Below are 19807 nucleotides of genomic sequence, written 5' to 3'. Positions count from 1 at the left end.
GAGAAGGGGACGGCGACGGGACCGCCGCCGCCCTCCGCGCCGTCGCGTTCGCGCCCACCGGCCGGTTCCGCGACCGGATCCGGGCGCTGCGCCCCGGCGACCGCGTCACCCTCTGCGGCGAACACGAGGTGCGGGCGGACGCCGACGGCCCGGCGAGCACCCTGAAACTGGAGAAGTTCGCCGTCCGCGACCTCGTGCGGACCGAACCCGCCGTGCCGACCTGTCCCGAGTGCGGGCGCTCGATGTCCTCGACGGGGCGGGATCAGGGGTACCGGTGTCGGGACTGCGGCACGAGCGCGGCGGGGAAAGTCGATCGGCCGGTCGACCGCGACCTCGACCCGGGCTGGTACGAGGTGCCGCCGAGCGCGCGCCGCCACGTCGCGAAGCCGCTCGTCCGCGGCGGGTTCGACGCGCCGACGCACCCGGAGCGGTGACGGGGCCGTCGATCTCGGCCCACCCGGTGCGATGAAGTGATCCGCGCGAGAGCGGGCGGACGTGACCGGAATCGTCTTCCACGCGACGGAGCGACGCGACGCGGTCGTCGGGTTCTACCGCGACCGGCTGGCGGCGACGGTGCGGCTCGAACAGCCGGACTGCACGATACTGGAGTTCGACGGCTTCCTGTTCGGGTTCTGCGAGCGCGCCGAGGCCGACGACTGCGGCATCCTCACGTTCGTCTACCCGGACCGAGACGGGGTGGACGCCGCACGGGACCGGCTCGGCGACGCGGTCGTGGAGGAGCCGCGGGCGAACGAGACGTACGACATCTACCAGTGTTTCGCCGAGGACCCGGAGGGCCGGACCGTCGAGTGTCAGGCGTTCCTCGACGACGACGTCGACATCGAGTAGGCGGCGGTCAGCGGGACGGAAGATAGCGGCCGCTCACTCGTCGAGGTCGTGGGCGTCGCGCCACGCGGCCGCCCGCTCCGCGGCCGCCTCGCCGTCGTCGAACCGCTCCCGCTCGTAGGCCGACTCGTCGACCGCCTGCTCCATCACGTCGAGGCGGACGACGAAGCCGCCGTCCGCGCGCTCGCGCAGCCTGACCGTCGCGTAGCCGTCCGACCGCTCCCACTCGGTGACCGTGCCGTCATCGCGCTCCAGCGACCAGCTCATACCCGGGCGGACGCGCCCCGCGGCTAAAGCGGTGGGGTTCCGCGGTCGGACGGGGGATGGGGTTTCGCGGTTGAGTCAGTCGCCCGCGCTCGGCGAGCGGTCCGCACCCGGCGTCTCCGCCGCCTCCGGCGTGGCGGCGTACCCGCACACCGGGCAGACGACGTAGCCGAGCGAGTCGTACGGGACCGACGTCGAGGGAGCGGTCACGTCGCACTCGGGGCAGTCGAACGTCGCGGCGTTCTCGGTCGACATGCGACCACATAGTGGGTGATCATCCCTAGTTATGCGCCGCTTGCTGCCCCGTCAACGCCACCCTACTTATATACCGAGTCCGAATCCCGTCGCGTGACCGACGACGCACACGCGGGCGGGGCGGACGCGGGAGAGCCGACGGCAGAAGGGACGACCGGACCGCACGGGCGGCGGCGCGAGCGGGCCGCGCGGCGGCTCGACGCGGTCGACGCCGCTGGGCTGGTGGCGTTCCCGAGTCGGAACCTCGAATACCTCACCGGCTTCGCCGAGGAGCCGGGCGAGCGGCACTTCTTCCTCGTGGTTCCGGCCGCGAGCGCCGCGGACCCGAGCCCGGCGCTGCTCGTGCCGGCGCTGTACGAGACGCAGGTCCGGGAGGCGACGGGCGTCGCCGAGGTCCGGACGTGGAGCGACGGCGACGACCCGGTCGCTGCGACCCGCGACCTGCTCGCCGACCGGGGGCTCGACGGCGGGCGGCTCCTCGTCGACGACACGATGTGGGCGCGGTTCTCGCAGGACCTCCGCGCGGCGGCCCCCGACGCGACGTGGGGGCTGGCGAGCGAGGCGCTCGCGGACCTCCGGGTCAGGAAGGACGAGGCCGAACTGGCGGCGTTACGCGAGGCGGCCGCGGTCGCGGACGCCGTCGTCGATGACCTCCGCGAACTGGGCGCGGACGCGGTCGGCACCACCGAGGCCGAACTCGCCGACCGGATCGCGGACCGGCTGGCCGCACGCGGGGGGCGCGGGGTCAGCTTCGAGACGGTCGTCGCGGCCGGCGAGAACGGCGCGAAGCCGCACCACGGCCACGGCGACCGCGAGGTCCGGGCGGGCGAACCGGTCGTCCTCGACTTCGGGACGCGCGTCGACGGCTATCCCTCCGACCAGACCCGAACGCTCGTCTTCGGCGGGGAGCCGCCCGAGGAGTACCGGGAGGTCCACGAGGTCGTGCGCGAGGCGCAGGCCGCCGGGGTCGCGGCCGTCGAACCCGGCGTTCCCGCGTCCGCCGTCGACCGCGCCGCGCGCGAGGTGATCGAAGCGGCGGGGTACGGCGAGGCGTTCGTCCACCGGACCGGCCACGGCGTGGGGCTGGAGGTCCACGAGGAGCCGTACCTCGTCGCCGGCAACGACCGCCGGCTGGAGCCGGGGATGGTGTGCTCCGTCGAGCCGGGGATCTACCTCGACGGGCGGTTCGGCTGCCGGATCGAGGACCTCGTCGTCGTGACCGAGGACGGCTGCGAGCGGCTGAACCGGACCGACCGCGGCTGGGGGACGGGCGGCGAGACCGCCGGCTCGTCGGCGCGGTGACGAGCGAGGCCGCGACGGAGGCCGCAACGGGAGGACGAGACGCCAGAACGCGACGCGAAAGGCGGAGACCGGCGTGCCGAGCGTCGACACGCGGATACGGGAGTCGTGTGCCTGCGCCCCCAAGCGAAAATTACGGCCGGATAATATAACAGTATTACCGTATTATTTCGGGTGGGTTCTCGAGGTCGCATCGGAGTCGCGGGCGCTCACGGAGCCGCGAGCGGCATCGAAACCATTAGTGTCGCCCGAGCGGAACCGCGACGCATGAGCGACACCGATGCGGACGAGGGTGACGAGGAGGCCGAAGCGGAACCGGCCGTCGAACTCGGCGAGGGACCGGACGTGGCCGGCGAGCCGGTCGCCCGCGTCGCGTCGCGGCTCACCTGGCCCGCGACGCGCAGCGACGTCCGGGAGCAGGAGGGCGACGCCGAGATCCGGACGCCCGACGGTCCCCGCGGGCTCGACGGCGTGCTCGCGGAGAGCGAGGTCCCGCTGTTCGAGAGCCGGAGCGAGTTCGTCCGAGCGGTGGAGGACATCGTCGGTCGCGGCCCCGTCGCGACCGAGTAGGCCGAGCGCGTCGCCCCGCCACGGACTTTTTACACGGGCGACGCGGAGTCAAAGCATGGCGATTCCGTTCGACCCGCACGAGCTGGACCCCGAGGAGTACGGCGAGACCAGGACGACGCTCGAGACCGACCACGAGTCGGCGATCGAGCGCGTCCGCGAGGTGTGTACCGACGCCGGGTTCGGGGTCCCGGTCGAGTTCTCCCCCTCCGAACTGCTCAACGAGAAGGTGGACGCCGACCGCGACCCGTACTACGTCCTCGGCGCGTGTAACCCCCGGATGGCGGACCGCGCGCTCGACGCCACCGACGGCCGGATCGGCGGACTGTTCCCCTGTAACATGATCGTCCGCGAGGTCGAGCCCGGTACGCAGGAGGTGTACCACGTCTCGATCATGAAGATCGCGCGCCTGCTCGGGCTCCCCGTCGACGACGACGAGATGGACGCGATCATCGACGACACCGGCGAGATGGTCGACGCCGTGTTCGCGGAACTGGACGACGGCGCGTAGATTCCGATCAGCGGCGACACCGGTTCTCCCATTTAAAAGGTGGCGCGTGCCTGCGAGGCCGCCTCTGCGGCCGAGCCGCGGGGGACCGAAGGTCCCTCTGGAAGCCGGCGCGCAGCGCCGGCGACAGCGCCGTGCGAGGGATGCCGCGAGCGCCTGATAAGGCGCGAGCGGCGAGGTTGGGGAGGCGCGAGGTGCGGTTGCTGTGCCGGGCGGGACTCGAAGGGGCAGTCGCGAAGACGAAGCGCGGCGCAGTAAGGACCGCAGGAGCGAGTGAAACGAGCGCCGAGGACCGCAGCAAGCCGCGCTTCGTCTTCGCGACTGGGGCTTCGGGGGCGTTCGCGTCGATCAACGATTTATAAACAGCTACGTACCGCCGAGCGACTGGCGCTTCGGCGGTCTCGGTCGTCGCATGGGGGCGACTGCGTCGTAGCGAGCGACCGCGGCGTCGACGCCGTTCGACGCGCTCTCGGATTACCCGGACGTGGCACCGTCACCGGTTCCCGACTCCCCCAACCACGACACCGCGAGCGACTCGAACGGCGCTGAGTACCCCATCAGCGTCGTCCCCAGCACCGCCATCACGAGGACGTAGCCGACCGCGAAGGCGTTGATCGTCCCCGCCAGCGCGGGGTCGAACGTCCCCGCGTTCGCGCCGGTGACCGCGACCGTGGCGATGATCAGCGAGAACTCCCCGCGGGTGGTCATCCCGAGCGCGACCCGGGTCGACCGGCGGGCGTCGAGGTCGAACGCGCGCCCGGCGAGGTATCCGGTTACCAGCTTCGTCGGCGTCGTCACGACCACCGCGAGCGCGACGAGCGCCGCCACGTCCCCGAACAGCGCGGGGTCGGTGACGAGACCGATCCAGAAGAAGAACACCGCCGCGAAGGTGTCGCGGACCGGCTCCAACAGCGTCTCGATCTCGTGGACGCGCCCGGTCGACGAGAACGCCATCCCGACGAAGAAGGCCGCGACCGCCTCGCTGACGCCGAGCGCGAGCGAGACGCCGGCGACCAACACGACCGCGGCGATCGACCGAAGCGCGACAAACTCCTTGTCGTCCGTCGCGACCAGCCGCTCGAACGCCGGGGTTCCGAACCGGACCAGCGCCAACAGCGCGAGGATGAACGCGATCGCGATCCCGATGTCGGTCGCGGCCGCCGCGACGTCGCCGCCGCCGAGCACGAGGGCGGACGCGACCGTGAGGTAGACGGCGATGAACAGGTCCTCGTAGACGAGCGTGCCCAGCATCGGCTCGGCCTCGTCGTTGGCGATCCACCCGAGGTCGATGAGCGACTTCGTGATCACCGCCGACGAGGAGATGTAGACGATCCCCGCGATCAGAAACGCCGGGAGGAACGCGCCGAAGACGAGCCAGCCCAAGACGAGCCCCGCGCCGAAGTTCGCGAGGTCGATCGTCCCCGCGGTCCCGATCGGACGCCGCCGAGCGAGCAGCCGGTCGAGGTTGAACTCCAGCCCCAGAAAGAAGAGGAGGAAGACGATCCCCAGCTCGGCCCCGAGCGAGATAAACTCGGTCTCGGGGACGTAAACGGTTCCGAGGCCGGGCAGCGAGAGCCGGCCGAGGACGAACTCCCCGAGCAGCATCCCGACGAGGATGTACGCGGGGATCACCGACTGACCGAGCCGGTTCGCGAGCGCGCCGGCGACCGCGACCGCGGCGAACATCGCCCCGACGTCGAGCAGCGCCACTACCGGTCCCCTCCACGGAGGTCACTCGACGGGGGAGGTCTGACGGGGACGAGGTCGCCGCTCATCCGGTGAGGATGTCCTCGAACGCGGCGCAGTTCTCGGGCGTCCCGACCCCGATCAGCGTGTCGCTCTCGTGGAGGGTCGTCTCGGCACCGGGACTGTCGATCACCTCCCCGCCGCGCTGGATGGCGACGATCGTGAGCCCGGTCCGGTTCCCGATGTCGGCGCTCTCTAACGTCTCGCCGACGAGCGGGGAGCCCGGCGGGAGCTCGTACCACTCCAAGAGGATGCCGCCCGGCAGCGTGGTCTCCTGCGTGTCCGGCTCGACCGGCTGGAAGTACGCCCCTTCGATGATCGACCCGATCTTCCGCGCGAGGTCGTCGTCGAACGCGAACACCTTCTCGGAGTCCGCGTCCGGGTCGCGGCGGCGAAACACCTCGCGTTTGCCCGTGTTGTGAATCACCACGACCATCTCCTCGTCGCCGAGGTCGATGGTGAACTTTTTCCCGACGCCCGGGAGGTCGGATTCGCTGATCGTCATACCCGAGGGTGCGACCCGACCCTAATAGTCGTGTGCGTTCGTCGCGTACCAAACGCTAAGTGCGGTCGGTTCGAGGGGACGCGTATGTGGGGATCCCGCGGGGGTCGGGACCGACGAACGGTGGTCTGTATCGCGTGCGGGGACTCGGTGTTGCGGGAGGACGCCCGCGAGTACGACAAGGAGGGCGACCGGTGGAACCGCCGCGACAAGGAGTTCGAGTACCTCTGTGCCGACTGCGACGGCGACCTCTCCCACCAGCCGCGCGACGGGCTCGAATCGCTGATCTGTTCCATCGAGGCGGACGGGCTCACCACCGAGGAGTTCCTCGGCCGCTACGTCGACGCCGTGACGGGCGACGACGATCCGGCCGAAGCGAGCGACGAGCGGAGCCGTTCGAGCCGCGATCGCTCGAACCGCGACCGCTCCGACCGCGACCGATAATTCTACCCGTCGCGGCCCTGTACGGCGGTCGTACGGATGACCGCCCTCCACCTCGTAGCCGTTGCTTCCGATCCCGCGTCGGTCGCGCTCGGTACGCTCGGCACGCCCGGCCCCGTACCGCTCGCGCTCGACGCGATCGATCCCGTCCCGACCGCCGTCGGTGCCGTCGCACTGGTCGTCGGACTCGCGTCCCTCGCGTACGGGGCGGCCGGCGGCCGCGACGCCGTCCGGATCCTCCGGGCGACCGCGACCGACCCGCGGGGGCTCGACGGCGCGGAGCGTCGGGTCCGGGTTACCGGTCGGGCGGCCGCGGTCGACGGCGAGACGCTCCCGTCGCCGTTCGGCGGCGACCCGTGCCTCTGCGTCGGCTACGACGTCTCCGAGTTCCGCAGTCAGGGGAAGGGGCAGTCGTGGGTCACGATCGACGAGGGCGAAGCGGGCGTCCCATTCCGCGTCGACGACGGCGGGACCGGCGTCCGGGTCGACCCCGCGGCGGCGACGTTCTCCTTCGAGGTCGACGAGAAGATCAAGGTCGACGCCGCCGACGAGCCGCCGGAGCGCGTCCGGGAGTTCGTCGACACGGTCGACGAGGTCGAGAGCACGGAGACCGGCTACGAGGTCGGGCCGCTCACGATCGGCGACGACCCGCGTCGCAGGTACCTCCAGCGCGTGCTCCGGCCGGGCGACGAGGTGACCGTCGTCGGCGACACGGCGGCGTTCCCGGACGCGCCCGTCGGCGAGGTGAAATCGCGGATCGCGGACGGCTCGCCGTTCGTGGTCTCCGACGCGAGCGCGCGCCGGACCGCGCTGCGACAGGTGGGCCGGTCGGCGGTGCCGGTCGTCTTCGGCGCGGTCGCGCTCGCGGTGGCCGGGGTGGCGCTGTCGCCCGCGGTCGCCGCGCTCGCGTGAGCGGGCCGCGAGGACGCCCGTCTCCCCCGCCCGACAGGCCTTTCTAACGGACCCGCGTTGGTGGAGGTATGTCAGACGACGAGCCGAAGCAAGGGTCCGCCGAGGACCAAGGGCCGGTGACGATCACGCCGGAGCTCGCGGACCGACTCGCCGAGAAGCGCGAGGAGCTGTTCGAGGAGTTCGAGATCCGCGACGAGTTCCCGAGCGAGGTGCTCCGGGAGGCCGAGGCGCGGACCGAAGGCGTCTACGAGGAGATCGAGGCGGAGATCGACGAGCGCGAGGACCTCCGCGATCTGACGACGTGGACCACCGACCCGGTCGACGCGCAGGACTTCGACGACGCCATCTCCATCGAACGCGAGGAGGACGCCTACCGGCTGTGGGTCCACATCGCCGACGTGACCCACTACGTCACGCCCGACACGGCGATGTGGGAGGAGGCGGTCGAGCGCGCCAACACCGTCTACCTGCCGGACTACACGATCCACATGCTCCCGCCGGTGCTGGCGGAGACCGTCTGCTCGCTCGTCCCGAACGAGGACCGCCTCGCGCACACCGTCGAGATGGAGATCGATTCGGAGACGCTCTCGTTCGAGGACATCGACATCTACAAGTCCGTCATCAACTCCGACGAGCGGCTCACCTACAAGGAGTGCGAGAACCGCCTCGAAGACCCCGATCTCCCCCTCAGCGAGGAGAACCAGCTCGCCTTCGAGCTGGCCGACCGGATGCACGAACAGCGCAAGGCGGACGGCTCGCTCGTCTTGAACCCACGGCGCGACCGCGCGCACACCATCATCGAGGAGTCGATGCTGAAGGCGAACAAGGCGGTGACGCACACCCTGATGTGGGACCGCGGCGTCGAGGCGATGTACCGCGTCCACCCGCAGCCGACCCCCGATCAGTGGAACGAGGCGTTAAAGGAGATACAGGAGTTGAACGGCGTCTCCATCCCGGGCGACGCCTGGGGCGACGACCCGCGGAAGGCGGTCAACGCGGCCTTAGAGGAGTCGCCCGAGCGCCAGCTTAACAAGATCCAGCGGGCCGTGCTGAAGGTGATGCCCCGCGCAAAGTACATGAACGACCCGTTCGGCGGCCACCACGCGCTCAACTTCGACATCTACGGCCACTTCACCTCCCCCATCCGCCGGCTCTCCGACACGATCAACCACTGGATCGTCCACGAGAACGACGTGCCCGAGACCCTCGTCGAGCTCTGCGACCGCGCCAGCGACAAACAGAAGGACGGCGAGACCGCGGAGCGGCTCTACAAGCAGTTCCTCGAAGAGCAGGGGCTCGACCCCTACGCCGTCAACAACCGCGGCGTGGCGGTCGTCGAGGACCCCGAGGAGGCGAAGCACACGGCCTGATCGGGAGACGCCGGTAACGATTCCCTCGGGGAGTGAGCCACGCTGCGGGCGCGTCGAGGCTCGCCAGACGGAGGCGAGGTGTCGATTCGTTCAAAATAGTAGATATCGATATTTTCAATAACGTATATACGTCCTATCGCGAGACCGATACGTATGGATTCCGAAGGAGGCCTACAGTGGCGTCAATTACCCGTTTTCCTCCAAGGAGCCGGCGTGTTATTTTTTGTCATATTCTTTTTCTTTTTCTTTTTCTTCCACGGGTTCGAAGTCAGAGAGCTGTATTCCGATAACTTCGTGTTCGGCGTCGTCACCACCTGTCCGTTCATCTTCGGCATCGCGTATGCCGGCCGCTGGCTCGACGGGAGTCGACTCCCGGCGGAGCGGTACCCGCGCGTCGGAGAGTGGTTCGTCGGCGGACTCGCGGGGTTCCTGGGCCTGAACGCACTCATGATCTCCGTGTGGCCCGCCGACGCCCTGTACAACAACCTCATGTGGGGACTGTTCGCCGCCGTCGTCGGCGGCGCGGGCGGCGTCACGGTCGGCCTGTTCGAGGCGCGAGCGATAGAGCGGGCGCTCGCCGCCGAGCGACAGGAACAGAGACGGAAGCGGGTCGAGAAGCGCAACGAGCGCCTCGACGAGTTCGCAGACACCGTCAGTCACGACCTCAGGAATCCGCTGAACGTCGCCTCCGGACGCCTCGAACTGGTGCGGGAGGACTGCGAGAGCGATCACGTGGAGGCGGTGGCGGACGCGCACGACCGGATGGAAACCCTGATCGACGGACTGCTCGCGCTCGCGAGGAGCGGGAGAGACATCCAAGAGACGGAGCAGGTCCGGGTGTCGAACGTCGTCGAGGGGTGTTGGGAACACGTCGCGACCGGGGACGCGACGATGGCGATCGAGACCGACCGAACGGTCCGAGCCGATCGAAGCCGTCTCCGGCAGCTGTTCGAGAACCTCATCCGGAACAGCGCGGAACACGGCGGCGAGAGCGTGAGCGTGACCGTCGGTCGGCTGGACGACGGCTTCTACTTCGAGGACGACGGTCCAGGAATTCCCGCCGAGGACCGGGAGCGGGTGTTCGAGATGGGACACTCGTCGTCACACGACGGGACGGGCCTCGGCCTGAGCATCGTCAAACGGGTCGCCGAGGCCCACGGATGGCGGGTCCGGGTGACCGACGGTGCCGACGGGGGCGCACGGTTCGAGGTCACGGGCGTTCAGTTCGCCGACGACTGAGTCCGAACGTTCGAACGTCTCACGAAACCCGCCGGCTGGCTCGAGAGTTCGCGGCCGACGGTTCCTCGCCCGATCAGATCGAGGAGGTGTACAGCAGCATGCCGACGGCGACGATCGAGACGAGCAGGATCCACCCGACCATGATGGCCCCCATCTGGCGGTGCGTGAGGTTCTGCCCCTCAAGCAACTCGGAGATACTCATATTCGGCTCAACTGACTCGTGATATATAAGCGGCGCGGGTCTGCCGAGACGTTCAGAAACCGCGGCGTACGGACGGTTCAGCGGTCGTTTAGCGCGGAGAGACGGGGCGGTCGGACGGATTCGTACGGTCCCGTTCGGTAACGCTTACTGGACCACGCGAGGTAACGACTAAGCGAACGAAGTGAGCGAAGGAGTGGACTCGCGGGGATTGTGAACCGGAGCCAGACGTGCTCGCTCACTCCGTTCGCTGCGCGCGACTGGCAGGGTTCAAATCACCGCTCGTTACAGCTGTGCGCCGCTCGCGACGTTGCTCGCGGCGCAAAAACATGGACTCGCGGGGGTCCCGCGAGCGACCGGAGGGAGCGAGTGGGACCACGCGAGGTAACGACTAAGCGAACGAAGTGAGCGAAGGAGTGGACTCGCGGGGATTTGAACCCCGGGCCTCTTTGCCTTGCTCGGAAGCGTTCGGCCTTCGGCCTCACAACATTCCGCACCGCGCCCGCAAAAAGAGAGCACAGCCGGGGCACAAATCACGCGCCAAGGCGCTCCCACTCGTCCATCCCTCGACAACCCCGCGGTTGTCTCGACACCAGCACAGCCACAGCACCACCCAGAGACGTGTCGCTGTTGATGCTCGAAGCCGAGTCTCGACACCAGCACAAACACAGCACGGTACTCGTACACGCGATTGCAGAGCAACCAATGTTAGAACCAATGACGCCACGAGAAGCCGTCAACGAGTACCTCGCCGAAATCAAAAACGAACTGGCCGCGACCACACACGCCAACCACCGATATCGGCTCGACCAATTCATCCAATGGGCCGACGAGGAAGGCCTCAGCAACATGAACGACATCACCGGAAGCAAACTCCAAGACTTCAAGCAATGGAAATCCGGTGACGTCGCCAAAGTAACCATCAAAAACCACCTCAGCACCCTCCGTCAATTCATCGAGTTCTGCGAAGACATCGATGTCGCCCCCAACGGTGTCGGACGAAAAATCCGACTCCCAACCATGCAGCTCGGCGACGATGTCAACGACACCCACCTGCTTCCAAACGAAGCCGAAGCGATCCTCGACTACTGCGACAAATACGAATACGCGACACTACGACACACCGCCTTCTACATCCTCTGGCACACCGGAATGCGCTCAGGCGGGCTCCGTGGACTCGACGTCGAAGACTACGATAGCCACAACGGAATCCTCTCAATCAGGCACCGACCCGAAACCGCGACCCCGCTCAAAAATAAAGAACGCACCGAACGTGACGTGTCGATCAAGACCGCTGTGACCGCCGTGTTGGACGATTACCTCGAGATGCACCATCCATACGTCGAAGACGAACACGGCCGTGTGCCGCTACTGGGGACCAGCAACGGGCGGATGGAGCAGACAACACTCCAGCGGAATATCTACACGCTCACGCGCCCGTGCCACTACACGAACGAGTGTCCGCACGACAGAGACATGCAGGAGTGTGAGGCGACAACATACAATACGGCAAGCAAGTGCCCGACAAGCGTCTCTCCTCACGCCTTGCGGAAGGGCTCAATCACTGTCCACCGGAAACAGAACGTGCCGAAGGAGGTCGCTTCAGAGCGAATGGACGTGAGCGGCGATGTCCTCGACAAGCACTACGACAAGCGGACGGAGCGAGAAAAGATGCAGCAGCGACGGGAGTACCTCGACAACATCTGAATAGCGGAAACGGCGACGATAAAATTCAAGAGATTATCCAGACCTCGACGCCAGCCCTGTGAAGGTAGTGGTTACTACCGGCGGCCGGCATCTGTTTCGTACAGAGCAATGTTTGACTCGATATCGCCACAGACGTATTGATGGATGATCCCCTCAAGCTCGTCGACAGCCATAGTCCGATCCTCAGCTATCGCATCGATATACTCCGGAGCAAGCTGCTCGCCGAACAGCGAGTTTGTTAGCTTTTCGCCGCACCATATTGTCGGCTGAACCGTGAGACCATGTGTTTCCAGTACTTCCTCCAGCGACGGCCACTTGACACCGGCCTCGTCGGCTGACCGTTTCCGAGGTACAAACAGGTCAACATGGTTCTTCGCACAATTGAGCTCGGGCTGCTGACGGAATTGGAGCGCCTGAATACGTTTTGATAGGTAGTCTAAATCGAAGGCCTCGCCGTTGTATGTCACGAGTGCGTTGGGGTCGAACTCGTTGATGCGTTCAAACGCCCGACGAATCATGGTCCCCTCATCGCCGAGTGCACCTCCGAGGGTCAGCACGTCGATCGTCTGTTCCCCAGCGATAGTGTCCTTCAGACCGATCCCGATTGCGACGATCTGGCCGGCCGCCGGATCAATAGAGTCGACCTCAATATCGATGCTGGCGTATCGGGTGGCGATCTCCTCTGGAGCAAGGGACTGCTCAAAAACGGATTCGTTCATAACATAGAAACGCCGGTCCACATGTTCAAACTATCGATAGTCTTACAATAAATATGTGGTGTTAGTACGTAATCGTAGGCGCACCGTAGAATCACGTTAGTGGTATCTCTCCATAGGCCAAATTAGCTATGGGAGCCGCAGTAACGCCGGTGGTGGCACTTCAACTTTCTGCGTGAAGATATGATCTATGGAAAAGACCCTCAGACGAAGCCGCTATCAGCGGTTACAATATCGCCTAATGTCTACTATCATATAGGAACAATCTCCCAATCGACGAGCGACGGCACCGGCATACGAACAGCGGAAACAGATAACAAATGCAATCACCAACCAACTACAGAGAGATAGATCTGGCCTACACAATGGGCCTCATAGCTGGCGAATCGAGCTTCTTCATCACGTTCAGCCGCGATCACAGGTACGCACACGATGTTTACTTTTGTCCGAAGTTTTCGATCAGCATGGGACAGAAAGAGGAAGAAATGCTTCGGAACCAGTGCCGGCTCTACGGACTCGGAACTGTGAATCCCACCGTCAAGGGCTTTTCATGGGTCATCTCCAGCCGTGAGGAATGTAGAGAGCTGATCGAACTCATCGACCAGTATCTCGAGAAAAATCCCTCCACGGAGTTCCTGACCGCAGCAAAGCACGATGCGTACGAGAACTGGCGATCAGCACTGGAAATGCTTCGACCCGGTCGACAGCTCAACGCCGATGAGGTGGTCAAGTTGGCCGAACTCCGGGAGGAGATCAATTATCTCGAGGCTGAAAACACCATACCCACAGAGGAGATCAAAGAAATAGTTAGAGCGGCTGAAAGCGCATAGATAGTTTGATAACCAGAAGGAATAACCCTGATAAGTGACTCTATCTAAATGAGGCTCAACTTGGAGAGCCTCAGCCAAATCCTGGGGAGGGTTTAGGCATCCAAATGGGTAGCAATAGCTCCGTCCCTTTGGAGAGACGGTCCAGAGACCGGGCCAGTCAGACCCGGTCGGGAAATCCGTCTTAATGTACTATTCTCAGTGTATAGCAGGACTATCAAGGCTAATCCGAGACTGTGGATTTAGTTGAGCTCCGAGTACCGGTATTGCGCCGGGTCTGATCTCGTAGAATGTGTATCCCTGTAGACATGACCTGATATGCCTCACGATGATTGTCGGCCCCGGTACAGAAACCCGGTAATCCACCGAATCCGTGCGCGGGTATGTAGTGCCAAGCGGGTACGTACAGACGCCTTTTGACCCCCTCCAGTCGACAGCCCCAAATGGGTGCTATTTTGAGTGGAGGTTCATCACGACCTACTGTTGCGGGCATACTGCTCATCAGAGGATCAGGCGGTGATAAACGCCTCGTGACCCAGTTGAATCAGAGCCGCGTACTGTTCCGCAATCTCATCGAGAAGTTCCTCACCGAGGGTTTCAGCGTCCTCTAACTCCCACTTCTGCGTCACAACTCGGTACGTTTGATTTCCGGTTACATCGAGTCCCTCCACGGCAAACTCAGCCTGCATACTTTGGAGTTCAGAGACGCCAGCCACACTATTGCCTTGTGCGTCGATGGCGATCACGACCGTTCTGTCGTCTGGCTTCGGAGCAAGGCGGTATTTGATCGACGTTGGGTGATCATCGTTCTGACTGACGAGCCGTGGCTCTCGGTGATCAATCCCCTCTGGAAATAGCTCGCTTATTGACGCAGCGTTCGTTACAGATTGGAAATTCGGATAGGCTCTTTCAACGATTTCGTTAACCAGCGCAGGGTACGTCGGACTCGGCTGATCTTTCGGTCGAACTCGTCCCAAGGGATAGTCAACAACGGTTTGAGTCGCGAGCGTGGTACTTTCGGTCTCGGTGTCCGGTGAGCGAAACACTTGGATCTCCAAGCACTGGAAGTTCAGTCCCTGCTCAAGGAGGTACCGTACGTTTTGTTCTGTTCGACGGGTGACCGCCTCGGCGACCACGACCATCCGCTGTGTACTGTTGAACTGATGCTCTTCGATTCCATCACCGAATACCGATTTAAAATCTGTTAGAAGATTGCCACCACTACCGGGGATCTCGCCAACATCCCATTCACTGCGCTCAATTCGTTCCTGATACTCCTGATAGAGATCGTCGAGATCATCGTAGTTGAACGAACTGAGTGGCTCAGAATATTCTAACGGCTGGGAGATAATGCTCCCCTCGCTGGCGCTCCCAGAACCGCTTAGGCCTTTCTTGATTTCGACCACGAGAACGTTACCCCAGCGGTCGAGCCCGACCAGGTCGGCGACACCTGTGTTGAGTCGAACCTGTCGGCCGATGAGGAGCACCTGCTCGTCCAGTAGTAGTTCGGGGTTGCGATGGAGCCAATTCTCCAGCGTCTCTTCTTGATCGATCGCTATTCGCTCGTATTGTGTTGTACCTTTCCGGTCAGAGTCTTCGAGATTATAGAGCTCCAATGTCTTTACCGACAGAACCGTCACAGAGTCATGCTATAAACATACGTACAATAGGCTATAGACTTACGATAGATATGCTATTGATTTCACTTAGGAGGGCTATTCATATGATCGCTGGAATCGCCGCGCAATGCGGCCTCGAGTACCGTGGATGACCAGCGCCGACAACCGTATCCTCGAGTTCCTTGATGAGAAAGAGATTGTTGCGACTCCCCAAGTGGTCGCTGCGAACATCGACTACAGTCGTCAGTACGTAAATGAGCGGATTCGGGTCCTCGCGCAGAACGAACTCGTAGAGAAGGATGACGAGCCGCTGTATCAGATCACGGAGCGTGGACGTCAGTATCTTCAGGGTGAGCTCGGTGTCGATGATCTACCAGCGAAGCACGAGGGAGATCGTTAGATCGGGGCGAATATCGGACCTTTAATTCTGTTTGTGGTGGCATGGATTTTTTTAGGTCGTCTCACCTTGCCGGTAAGGAGAGTTCGGAGCTGTGATCGTTTGGGTCAGATCGTGTTGTTATACTGTAGCACGCTCTGGTAGCCCTCCGGCTGAAGTGTCACATAGTCGGACCAGAATTACTGACAGATCCGCCTCGACGTCGCCCCCGGGTTTCGTCGTATGACTGCTCCGAGAATCTACAGATCACGTCAATTGACGAAAGAATAGTTGGTATCTGACGAAATTAATCCTCTCCGATTCTCAGCCCGATTAGTACATAGTCTTATGTACAAGTAGTACATACATTTATGTACACTATGGCGACGAGACAAGTCCGGTTACGTGAGGACCATCACCAATTCGTGAAAGACGAGGCCTACGCTCTCAGCGGATTAGTACAAAACGCTATTGATGAAATTATCGAGGGTGATCGAGAGCCCCCATCTGACGCGAACCGACCAACAGAGGGTCATAAACTCACCCGAACCTCCGTGAGCATCACAGACGAACACGATGATTTTATTGCTTCTCATAATTTTACATTCTCTGTCCTCGTCCACCAGATAATTGAGGAGCGTATCGAAGTCGAGCGGCGTCTTCAGGAGGATAGATAGTGTCGTCCGAAATTGAAACACAGGTACAGACTGACCTGAGTCTCAACGATATGCTGGATATCCTCAACGATCACGACGGCAAGCCCCACGTTCTCCTTAAGCACACACAGGCGCGATTCGACCTGGCCGAGTGGAAACAAAACGGAATCGAGAACGACTTTGCGTGGAATGAGATCCTCGAAGAAATCAACTGGCGCAGCGTCTCGATGTCGAAGGAGGACTTCGTTGGCCACATTGACGACGCTACTGGTCAGAGCGAAGATGCCGGAGACGCTGTCGATACAGATGGTGGTCGGAAAGAAATCCCGGAAATGACGGCCGCCGAGTTCCAAGACGAGTTTGATTGGGACACGATACAAGACCGCAAGATGGCGAAGCTGTGCCACGAGTGGGTCGTCGAGAACGAGAACATCATCTTCAGCAACGACACTGTCCTGCTGTACGATGATGGCGTCTGGGCCGCCGACGAGCCCCGAGTAGCCCGCATCCTCCAGGACCTGCTGGGCGGTCACTACGGAGACAACGTCAAGAAAGAGTACATCAACGGCTACGTCGAGGTTCGAAAACCATACCGGGTCAAGTGGGAGGATATGGGACTGGCCCCCGGCCTGACCGCAGTTGAGAACGGTCTCCTCGATCTGGAAAAGGGAGAGATCGTCCGAGAGCTTGAGCCCGACGACCGAGCGATCATCAGACTCCCCGTCGAGTGGAAAGGTCCCGATGCCGAATATAGTGAATGGGATGACTACCTCACAACCAGTGTCGAATCGAACGGCCGTCCCGTGCTTCAAGAGTACGTGGGCCTGTGCCTGGACACAGACCACTACCCGTACAAGAAGGCCCTGATGCTCCTCGGCGGTGGGGACAACGGCAAGGGTGTCTTCGAGGGGTGCGTCACTGCGCTGCTCGGTTGCGACAACGTCACCAACGACGACTTGGCCGATATGGGGAACACGTTCGGTCTCCAGCGTCTTCGGACGATGGCCGCCAACATCAACTCGGACATTCACTCTGGGAAGATCGAGGAGACGTCGATGTTCAAGAAGCTAACAGGTAACGACCGTGTTCGGGTAGAGCAGAAGCACCAGACGGCCAGCCAAATGAAGAACCCGGCCAAGATGATCTTCGCCGCGAACGAAATACCCTCGGTAGAGAATGCCCAGAGAGCGTTCTACGCCCGGTGGCTACTCGTCCAGTTCCCCAACCGGTTCACGAAGGACCCCGACGACCAGTACATGGACGCCGACCTCGGTCTGGAAACTCGGATCAAGGAGAACGAACTCTCCGGAATCCTCGCGTGGGCCGTCGAAGGCTACCAGCGACTCAGCGAACAAGGCTCCTTCACCGGAGTACATACGGCCGAGTTCAATAACGCAGAATGGAATAACTATCAAGACACGACCGATACGTTCGTCCGGAACTACGTCACACACGGTAACCCCGTCGTTGACGAAGGGGCGAAGCACAAGATGCCTGTTAGTCAAGTCTATGAGCTCTACAAGAAGTTCATCAGGTCGACCCCGACTGGTGAGAAGTCCAAGAGAATGCTCAATAACTACATCACAGCCGACTTCCGCTACGGTGACGCGGAGACCGAGCCCGCAAATATCCCTGACGGTGATGGTGGTTGGAAAAGCGAGCGGGTCTGGGATGGTGTCTACGTGCCGAAGGATGCCCGAGACGAGATCAGCGAGCTATATCAAGAAGCGATGTAGGCCTCGTGTAGAGGTTCTGACACCACCCCCACCGATTGTAGCTGACCAACCCCATTCTTCCCGGATTTAGACGACTAAGTAGACACGCCACCACAAGCGGCTGCTCTGGGCCGAGTCCAATTTATACAGATCTTTTTTGTAGATCGTCGATATTGAGGGGGTGGGTGCCGTAAACCGGAGGTAGAGAGCCTGATACCCGATTTATACACTTCCCAAAAGAACTGTATATGGCTGTACAGAGTCTGTCCCCTCCGATATCGGCACTTCCACCCCTTACACAGATTATACGCAATCCCAGAAAGTAATATAGACAAATGAACACACTGTTCGGAAAGGAGGGGGGTATATAAAGAAGAGAGTGTGTGGAAATAGTAGAGTAAGAAGTCGGTTTTTTGAAGATGTGTGTAAACCCCAATTCGTACGTTCCCAGGTGGTAGAGAGCCTATGTGGCCGTATACAGTTCTTTTGGGAAGTGTATAAATGAGGATACAGGGCCTGAGACGAGTGATATCGGAGGGTGGGGTTAGAATTGTGATGAACAGTCTGTGTACCGATAGAGTGCTACCGGATTATTCCAAGGCGCACAGATTCCGTATCTGGTGGTCCGGTTTACACNGGGGTTAGAATTGTGATGAACAGTCTGTGTACCGATAGAGTGCTACCGGATTATTCCAAGGCGCACAGATTCCGTATCTGGTGGTCCGGTTTACACTATTCTCTCGAGCCCCACGAGGTCCTCTCTTGGCCTTGTGATCCCCCGATACACTCAATCACCTGAATGCCACCAAAATCGTTCTTAGCTCTTCTCAAGCCATTAGAACCGTTGGATAAGATAGCGAAGTAATGAAAGAGTCCCACACGTCCTACTATATTGGGTCCTGACCGTCACTTGTTGCTCGTCGGTTCGTCGCCACGATCGGCTCCAGTTGTCTCGCTATTTCGAAGATCACTGAGCGTCCGATTATCGAAGTCCGGGTGGCACCAGTATTTGTATCCGTTGAGAGCCTCATCTCGATCACGGCCGACGAGTTCGTGGAGTACCTCCTTCGTTAGGCCGGTGAATGAGTAGAGTTCGTCGTCATGATCCCATCGGACGTTGTCGCTTTGTCCGGTATCGCCGGTCACCGTTGCCCACCAGAAATCATCGTCCTCGTTCCAGTCCTGGTTTGCGTTGCCAGGTACACGCTCCGGGTCAAATCTTACTCGCTCTCCCGGACGCAGGACTTTGCGTTCGAGAAGGGCATTAATCGCCGCAGGCCGTCGAGATCGCTGCTGCTGCTTCTCCTGTTTCTCACGACGCTTGGTCATGTACTCTTCCGCCTCTGCAACCGGAATGACCTGCTGGCTATTGAGTAGCACACGGCCCTGATGTTCGTATGCCTCGATACGGCGGCAAGTGATGTCCACCCCGTACTCCTCTATAAGCCACATCACCGGGGCGGTGATTTCTGTTCCAAAGCTCCCTGCTGCGAGGACTATCCGTGGCTTTTGATCGAGCTCGAACTCAGCCCAGCCATCACTCGACGTCGTCAGGCTGTCGGGCTCCCCGATGAAGTCGATGAACGTCTCACCGACACTCTCCGGCGTCAGCTCCGTGTCCTCTCGTGAGGACCAAAATTCGCGGTAGTCTTTCTGGACATCCTCCGCAGTCAGCGTTGCACAGTAGCTCGCGTACTTGATCGCTTGGAGGTCCGTCGTACGATCCGCACGATCGCGTTTGAGTTCTACGACAACGAGCTTGCCAGCTTGGTCGAGCGCAAGGATGTCCAATCGGTCGCGGGTGTCCTCGAAGTTTGCGTACTCGGAGGTAATGATGAGCAGATCCTCACCGAGTATTTGCGGTTGTTCGATCGCCCACTCCTGAAGATTTTGGCGTTCGAGGAAACCCAAATCTGAGAGATCTTGCTTCCTGAGCCCCTCCAGATTTCCATTTTCCGCCTCAACGCTAAATAACATATTGGGATAATATTTGAAGTGTGACTAAATACTTCTCCAAGGAATATATGTTGACGGACTCAAAAT

General features: G+C 61.9%; 21 protein-coding genes and 1 pseudogene. 14 read left to right on the top strand and 8 right to left on the bottom strand.

Annotated features, from left to right (window positions below):
• Together C472_RS08500 and C472_RS08495 are read left to right on the top strand one after the other, a co-directional pair.
• Window positions 1-434, top strand: a pseudogene (locus C472_RS08500) (tRNA(Ile2) 2-agmatinylcytidine synthetase); the annotation flags it as partial.
• 61 nt (window positions 435-495) lie between these two features.
• Entirely contained in the window at window positions 496-849 is a 354-nt protein-coding gene (locus tag C472_RS08495) for a hypothetical protein (RefSeq protein WP_006629414.1), read from the top strand.
• Window positions 850-882: 33 nt separating this feature from the next.
• Here C472_RS08495 and C472_RS08490 read toward each other — a convergent pair whose 3' ends face one another.
• Window positions 883-1113, bottom strand: coding sequence for a DUF7543 family protein (locus C472_RS08490; protein ID WP_006629413.1), 231 nt, complete (start codon window positions 1111-1113; stop codon window positions 883-885).
• 75 nt (window positions 1114-1188) lie between these two features.
• Window positions 1189-1365, bottom strand: coding sequence for a hypothetical protein (locus C472_RS17525; protein ID WP_006629412.1), 177 nt, complete (start codon window positions 1363-1365; stop codon window positions 1189-1191).
• Window positions 1366-1458: 93 nt separating this feature from the next.
• Between C472_RS17525 and C472_RS08485 the strand changes: the two genes are divergently transcribed.
• The 3 genes from C472_RS08485 (at window position 1459) to C472_RS08475 (ending at window position 3742) form a co-directional block, all read left to right on the top strand.
• Window positions 1459-2667: an aminopeptidase P family protein gene (locus C472_RS08485; protein WP_006629411.1), complete on the top strand. Its 1209-nt coding sequence runs from the start codon at window positions 1459-1461 to the stop codon at window positions 2665-2667.
• A 264-nt stretch (window positions 2668-2931) separates the two neighbouring features.
• Window positions 2932-3234 (top strand): DUF5789 family protein, encoded by a 303-nt coding sequence (locus C472_RS08480; protein ID WP_006629410.1) that lies wholly within the window; start codon window positions 2932-2934, stop codon window positions 3232-3234.
• A gap of 55 nt (window positions 3235-3289) precedes the next feature.
• Complete coding sequence (locus tag C472_RS08475) at window positions 3290-3742, top strand: DUF302 domain-containing protein (protein ID WP_006629409.1); 453 nt, start codon at window positions 3290-3292, stop codon at window positions 3740-3742.
• A gap of 471 nt (window positions 3743-4213) precedes the next feature.
• Here the strand turns inward: C472_RS08475 and C472_RS08470 are convergent, their stop codons facing one another.
• Both C472_RS08470 and C472_RS08465 read right to left on the bottom strand, forming a co-directional pair.
• Window positions 4214-5449, bottom strand: coding sequence for a cation:proton antiporter (locus C472_RS08470; protein WP_006629408.1), 1236 nt, complete (start codon window positions 5447-5449; stop codon window positions 4214-4216).
• Window positions 5450-5510: 61 nt separating this feature from the next.
• Window positions 5511-5990 carry a cation:proton antiporter regulatory subunit gene (locus C472_RS08465; RefSeq protein ID WP_006629407.1) on the bottom strand — a complete coding sequence of 160 codons (480 nt, stop codon included), beginning with the start codon at window positions 5988-5990 and terminating at the stop codon, window positions 5511-5513.
• Between the two features lie 84 nt (window positions 5991-6074).
• Here C472_RS08465 and C472_RS08460 point away from each other — a divergent pair, with 84 nt between their 5' ends.
• From C472_RS08460 to C472_RS08445, 4 genes are all read left to right on the top strand, one after another.
• The gene (locus tag C472_RS08460; RefSeq protein ID WP_049906459.1) at window positions 6075-6431 is read left to right on the top strand and encodes a DUF7562 family protein; all 357 of its coding nucleotides are present in this window, start codon (window positions 6075-6077) and stop codon (window positions 6429-6431) included.
• A gap of 36 nt (window positions 6432-6467) precedes the next feature.
• Window positions 6468-7340 (top strand): GIDE domain-containing protein, encoded by an 873-nt coding sequence (locus C472_RS08455; protein ID WP_006629405.1) that lies wholly within the window; start codon window positions 6468-6470, stop codon window positions 7338-7340.
• 68 nt (window positions 7341-7408) lie between these two features.
• Entirely contained in the window at window positions 7409-8710 is a 1302-nt protein-coding gene (locus C472_RS08450; RefSeq protein WP_006629404.1) for a ribonuclease catalytic domain-containing protein, read from the top strand.
• A gap of 153 nt (window positions 8711-8863) precedes the next feature.
• Window positions 8864-9949 carry a sensor histidine kinase gene (locus C472_RS08445; RefSeq protein ID WP_152420629.1) on the top strand — a complete coding sequence of 362 codons (1086 nt, stop codon included), beginning with the start codon at window positions 8864-8866 and terminating at the stop codon, window positions 9947-9949.
• Between the two features lie 73 nt (window positions 9950-10022).
• Here C472_RS08445 and C472_RS18000 read toward each other — a convergent pair whose 3' ends face one another.
• Entirely contained in the window at window positions 10023-10151 is a 129-nt protein-coding gene (locus C472_RS18000) for a hypothetical protein (RefSeq protein WP_006629402.1), read from the bottom strand.
• A gap of 714 nt (window positions 10152-10865) precedes the next feature.
• Here C472_RS18000 and C472_RS08440 point away from each other — a divergent pair.
• Window positions 10866-11855 carry a tyrosine-type recombinase/integrase gene (locus C472_RS08440; protein ID WP_006629401.1) on the top strand — a complete coding sequence of 330 codons (990 nt, stop codon included), beginning with the start codon at window positions 10866-10868 and terminating at the stop codon, window positions 11853-11855.
• A gap of 74 nt (window positions 11856-11929) precedes the next feature.
• On the opposite strand, the gene C472_RS08435 is transcribed toward C472_RS08440, so the two are convergent.
• Entirely contained in the window at window positions 11930-12574 is a 645-nt protein-coding gene (locus C472_RS08435; RefSeq protein WP_152420627.1) for a 3'-5' exonuclease, read from the bottom strand.
• A 317-nt stretch (window positions 12575-12891) separates the two neighbouring features.
• On the opposite strand from C472_RS08435, the gene C472_RS08430 reads away from it, so the two are divergent.
• Window positions 12892-13401: an LAGLIDADG family homing endonuclease gene (locus C472_RS08430; protein ID WP_006629399.1), complete on the top strand. Its 510-nt coding sequence runs from the start codon at window positions 12892-12894 to the stop codon at window positions 13399-13401.
• A 506-nt stretch (window positions 13402-13907) separates the two neighbouring features.
• Here the strand turns inward: C472_RS08430 and C472_RS08425 are convergent.
• Window positions 13908-15038: a hypothetical protein gene (locus tag C472_RS08425; RefSeq protein WP_049906457.1), complete on the bottom strand. Its 1131-nt coding sequence runs from the start codon at window positions 15036-15038 to the stop codon at window positions 13908-13910.
• 127 nt (window positions 15039-15165) lie between these two features.
• On the opposite strand from C472_RS08425, the gene C472_RS08420 reads away from it, so the two are divergent.
• From C472_RS08420 to C472_RS08410, 3 genes are all read left to right on the top strand, one after another.
• A complete protein-coding gene (locus C472_RS08420; RefSeq protein ID WP_006629397.1) occupies window positions 15166-15417 on the top strand; it encodes a PhiH1 repressor-like protein in 252 nt (83 codons plus the stop codon).
• A gap of 401 nt (window positions 15418-15818) precedes the next feature.
• Window positions 15819-16070: a hypothetical protein gene (locus C472_RS16990; RefSeq protein WP_152420626.1), complete on the top strand. Its 252-nt coding sequence runs from the start codon at window positions 15819-15821 to the stop codon at window positions 16068-16070.
• A gap of 50 nt (window positions 16071-16120) precedes the next feature.
• Window positions 16121-17785, top strand: coding sequence for a DNA primase family protein (locus C472_RS08410; protein ID WP_006629396.1), 1665 nt, complete (start codon window positions 16121-16123; stop codon window positions 17783-17785).
• Between the two features lie 885 nt (window positions 17786-18670).
• On the opposite strand, the gene C472_RS08405 is transcribed toward C472_RS08410, so the two are convergent.
• Window positions 18671-19741, bottom strand: a complete 1071-nt coding sequence (locus tag C472_RS08405) for an endonuclease NucS domain-containing protein (protein ID WP_006629395.1) — start codon at window positions 19739-19741, stop codon at window positions 18671-18673.
• Window positions 19742-19807 lie beyond the last annotated feature (66 nt).

It is taken from the genome of Halorubrum tebenquichense DSM 14210 (assembly GCF_000337415.1).
Lineage (GTDB): Archaea > Halobacteriota > Halobacteria > Halobacteriales > Haloferacaceae > Halorubrum > Halorubrum tebenquichense.
Note: the sequence above shows the minus strand (reverse complement) of the source record. Positions and strands in the feature narration are given on the sequence as shown.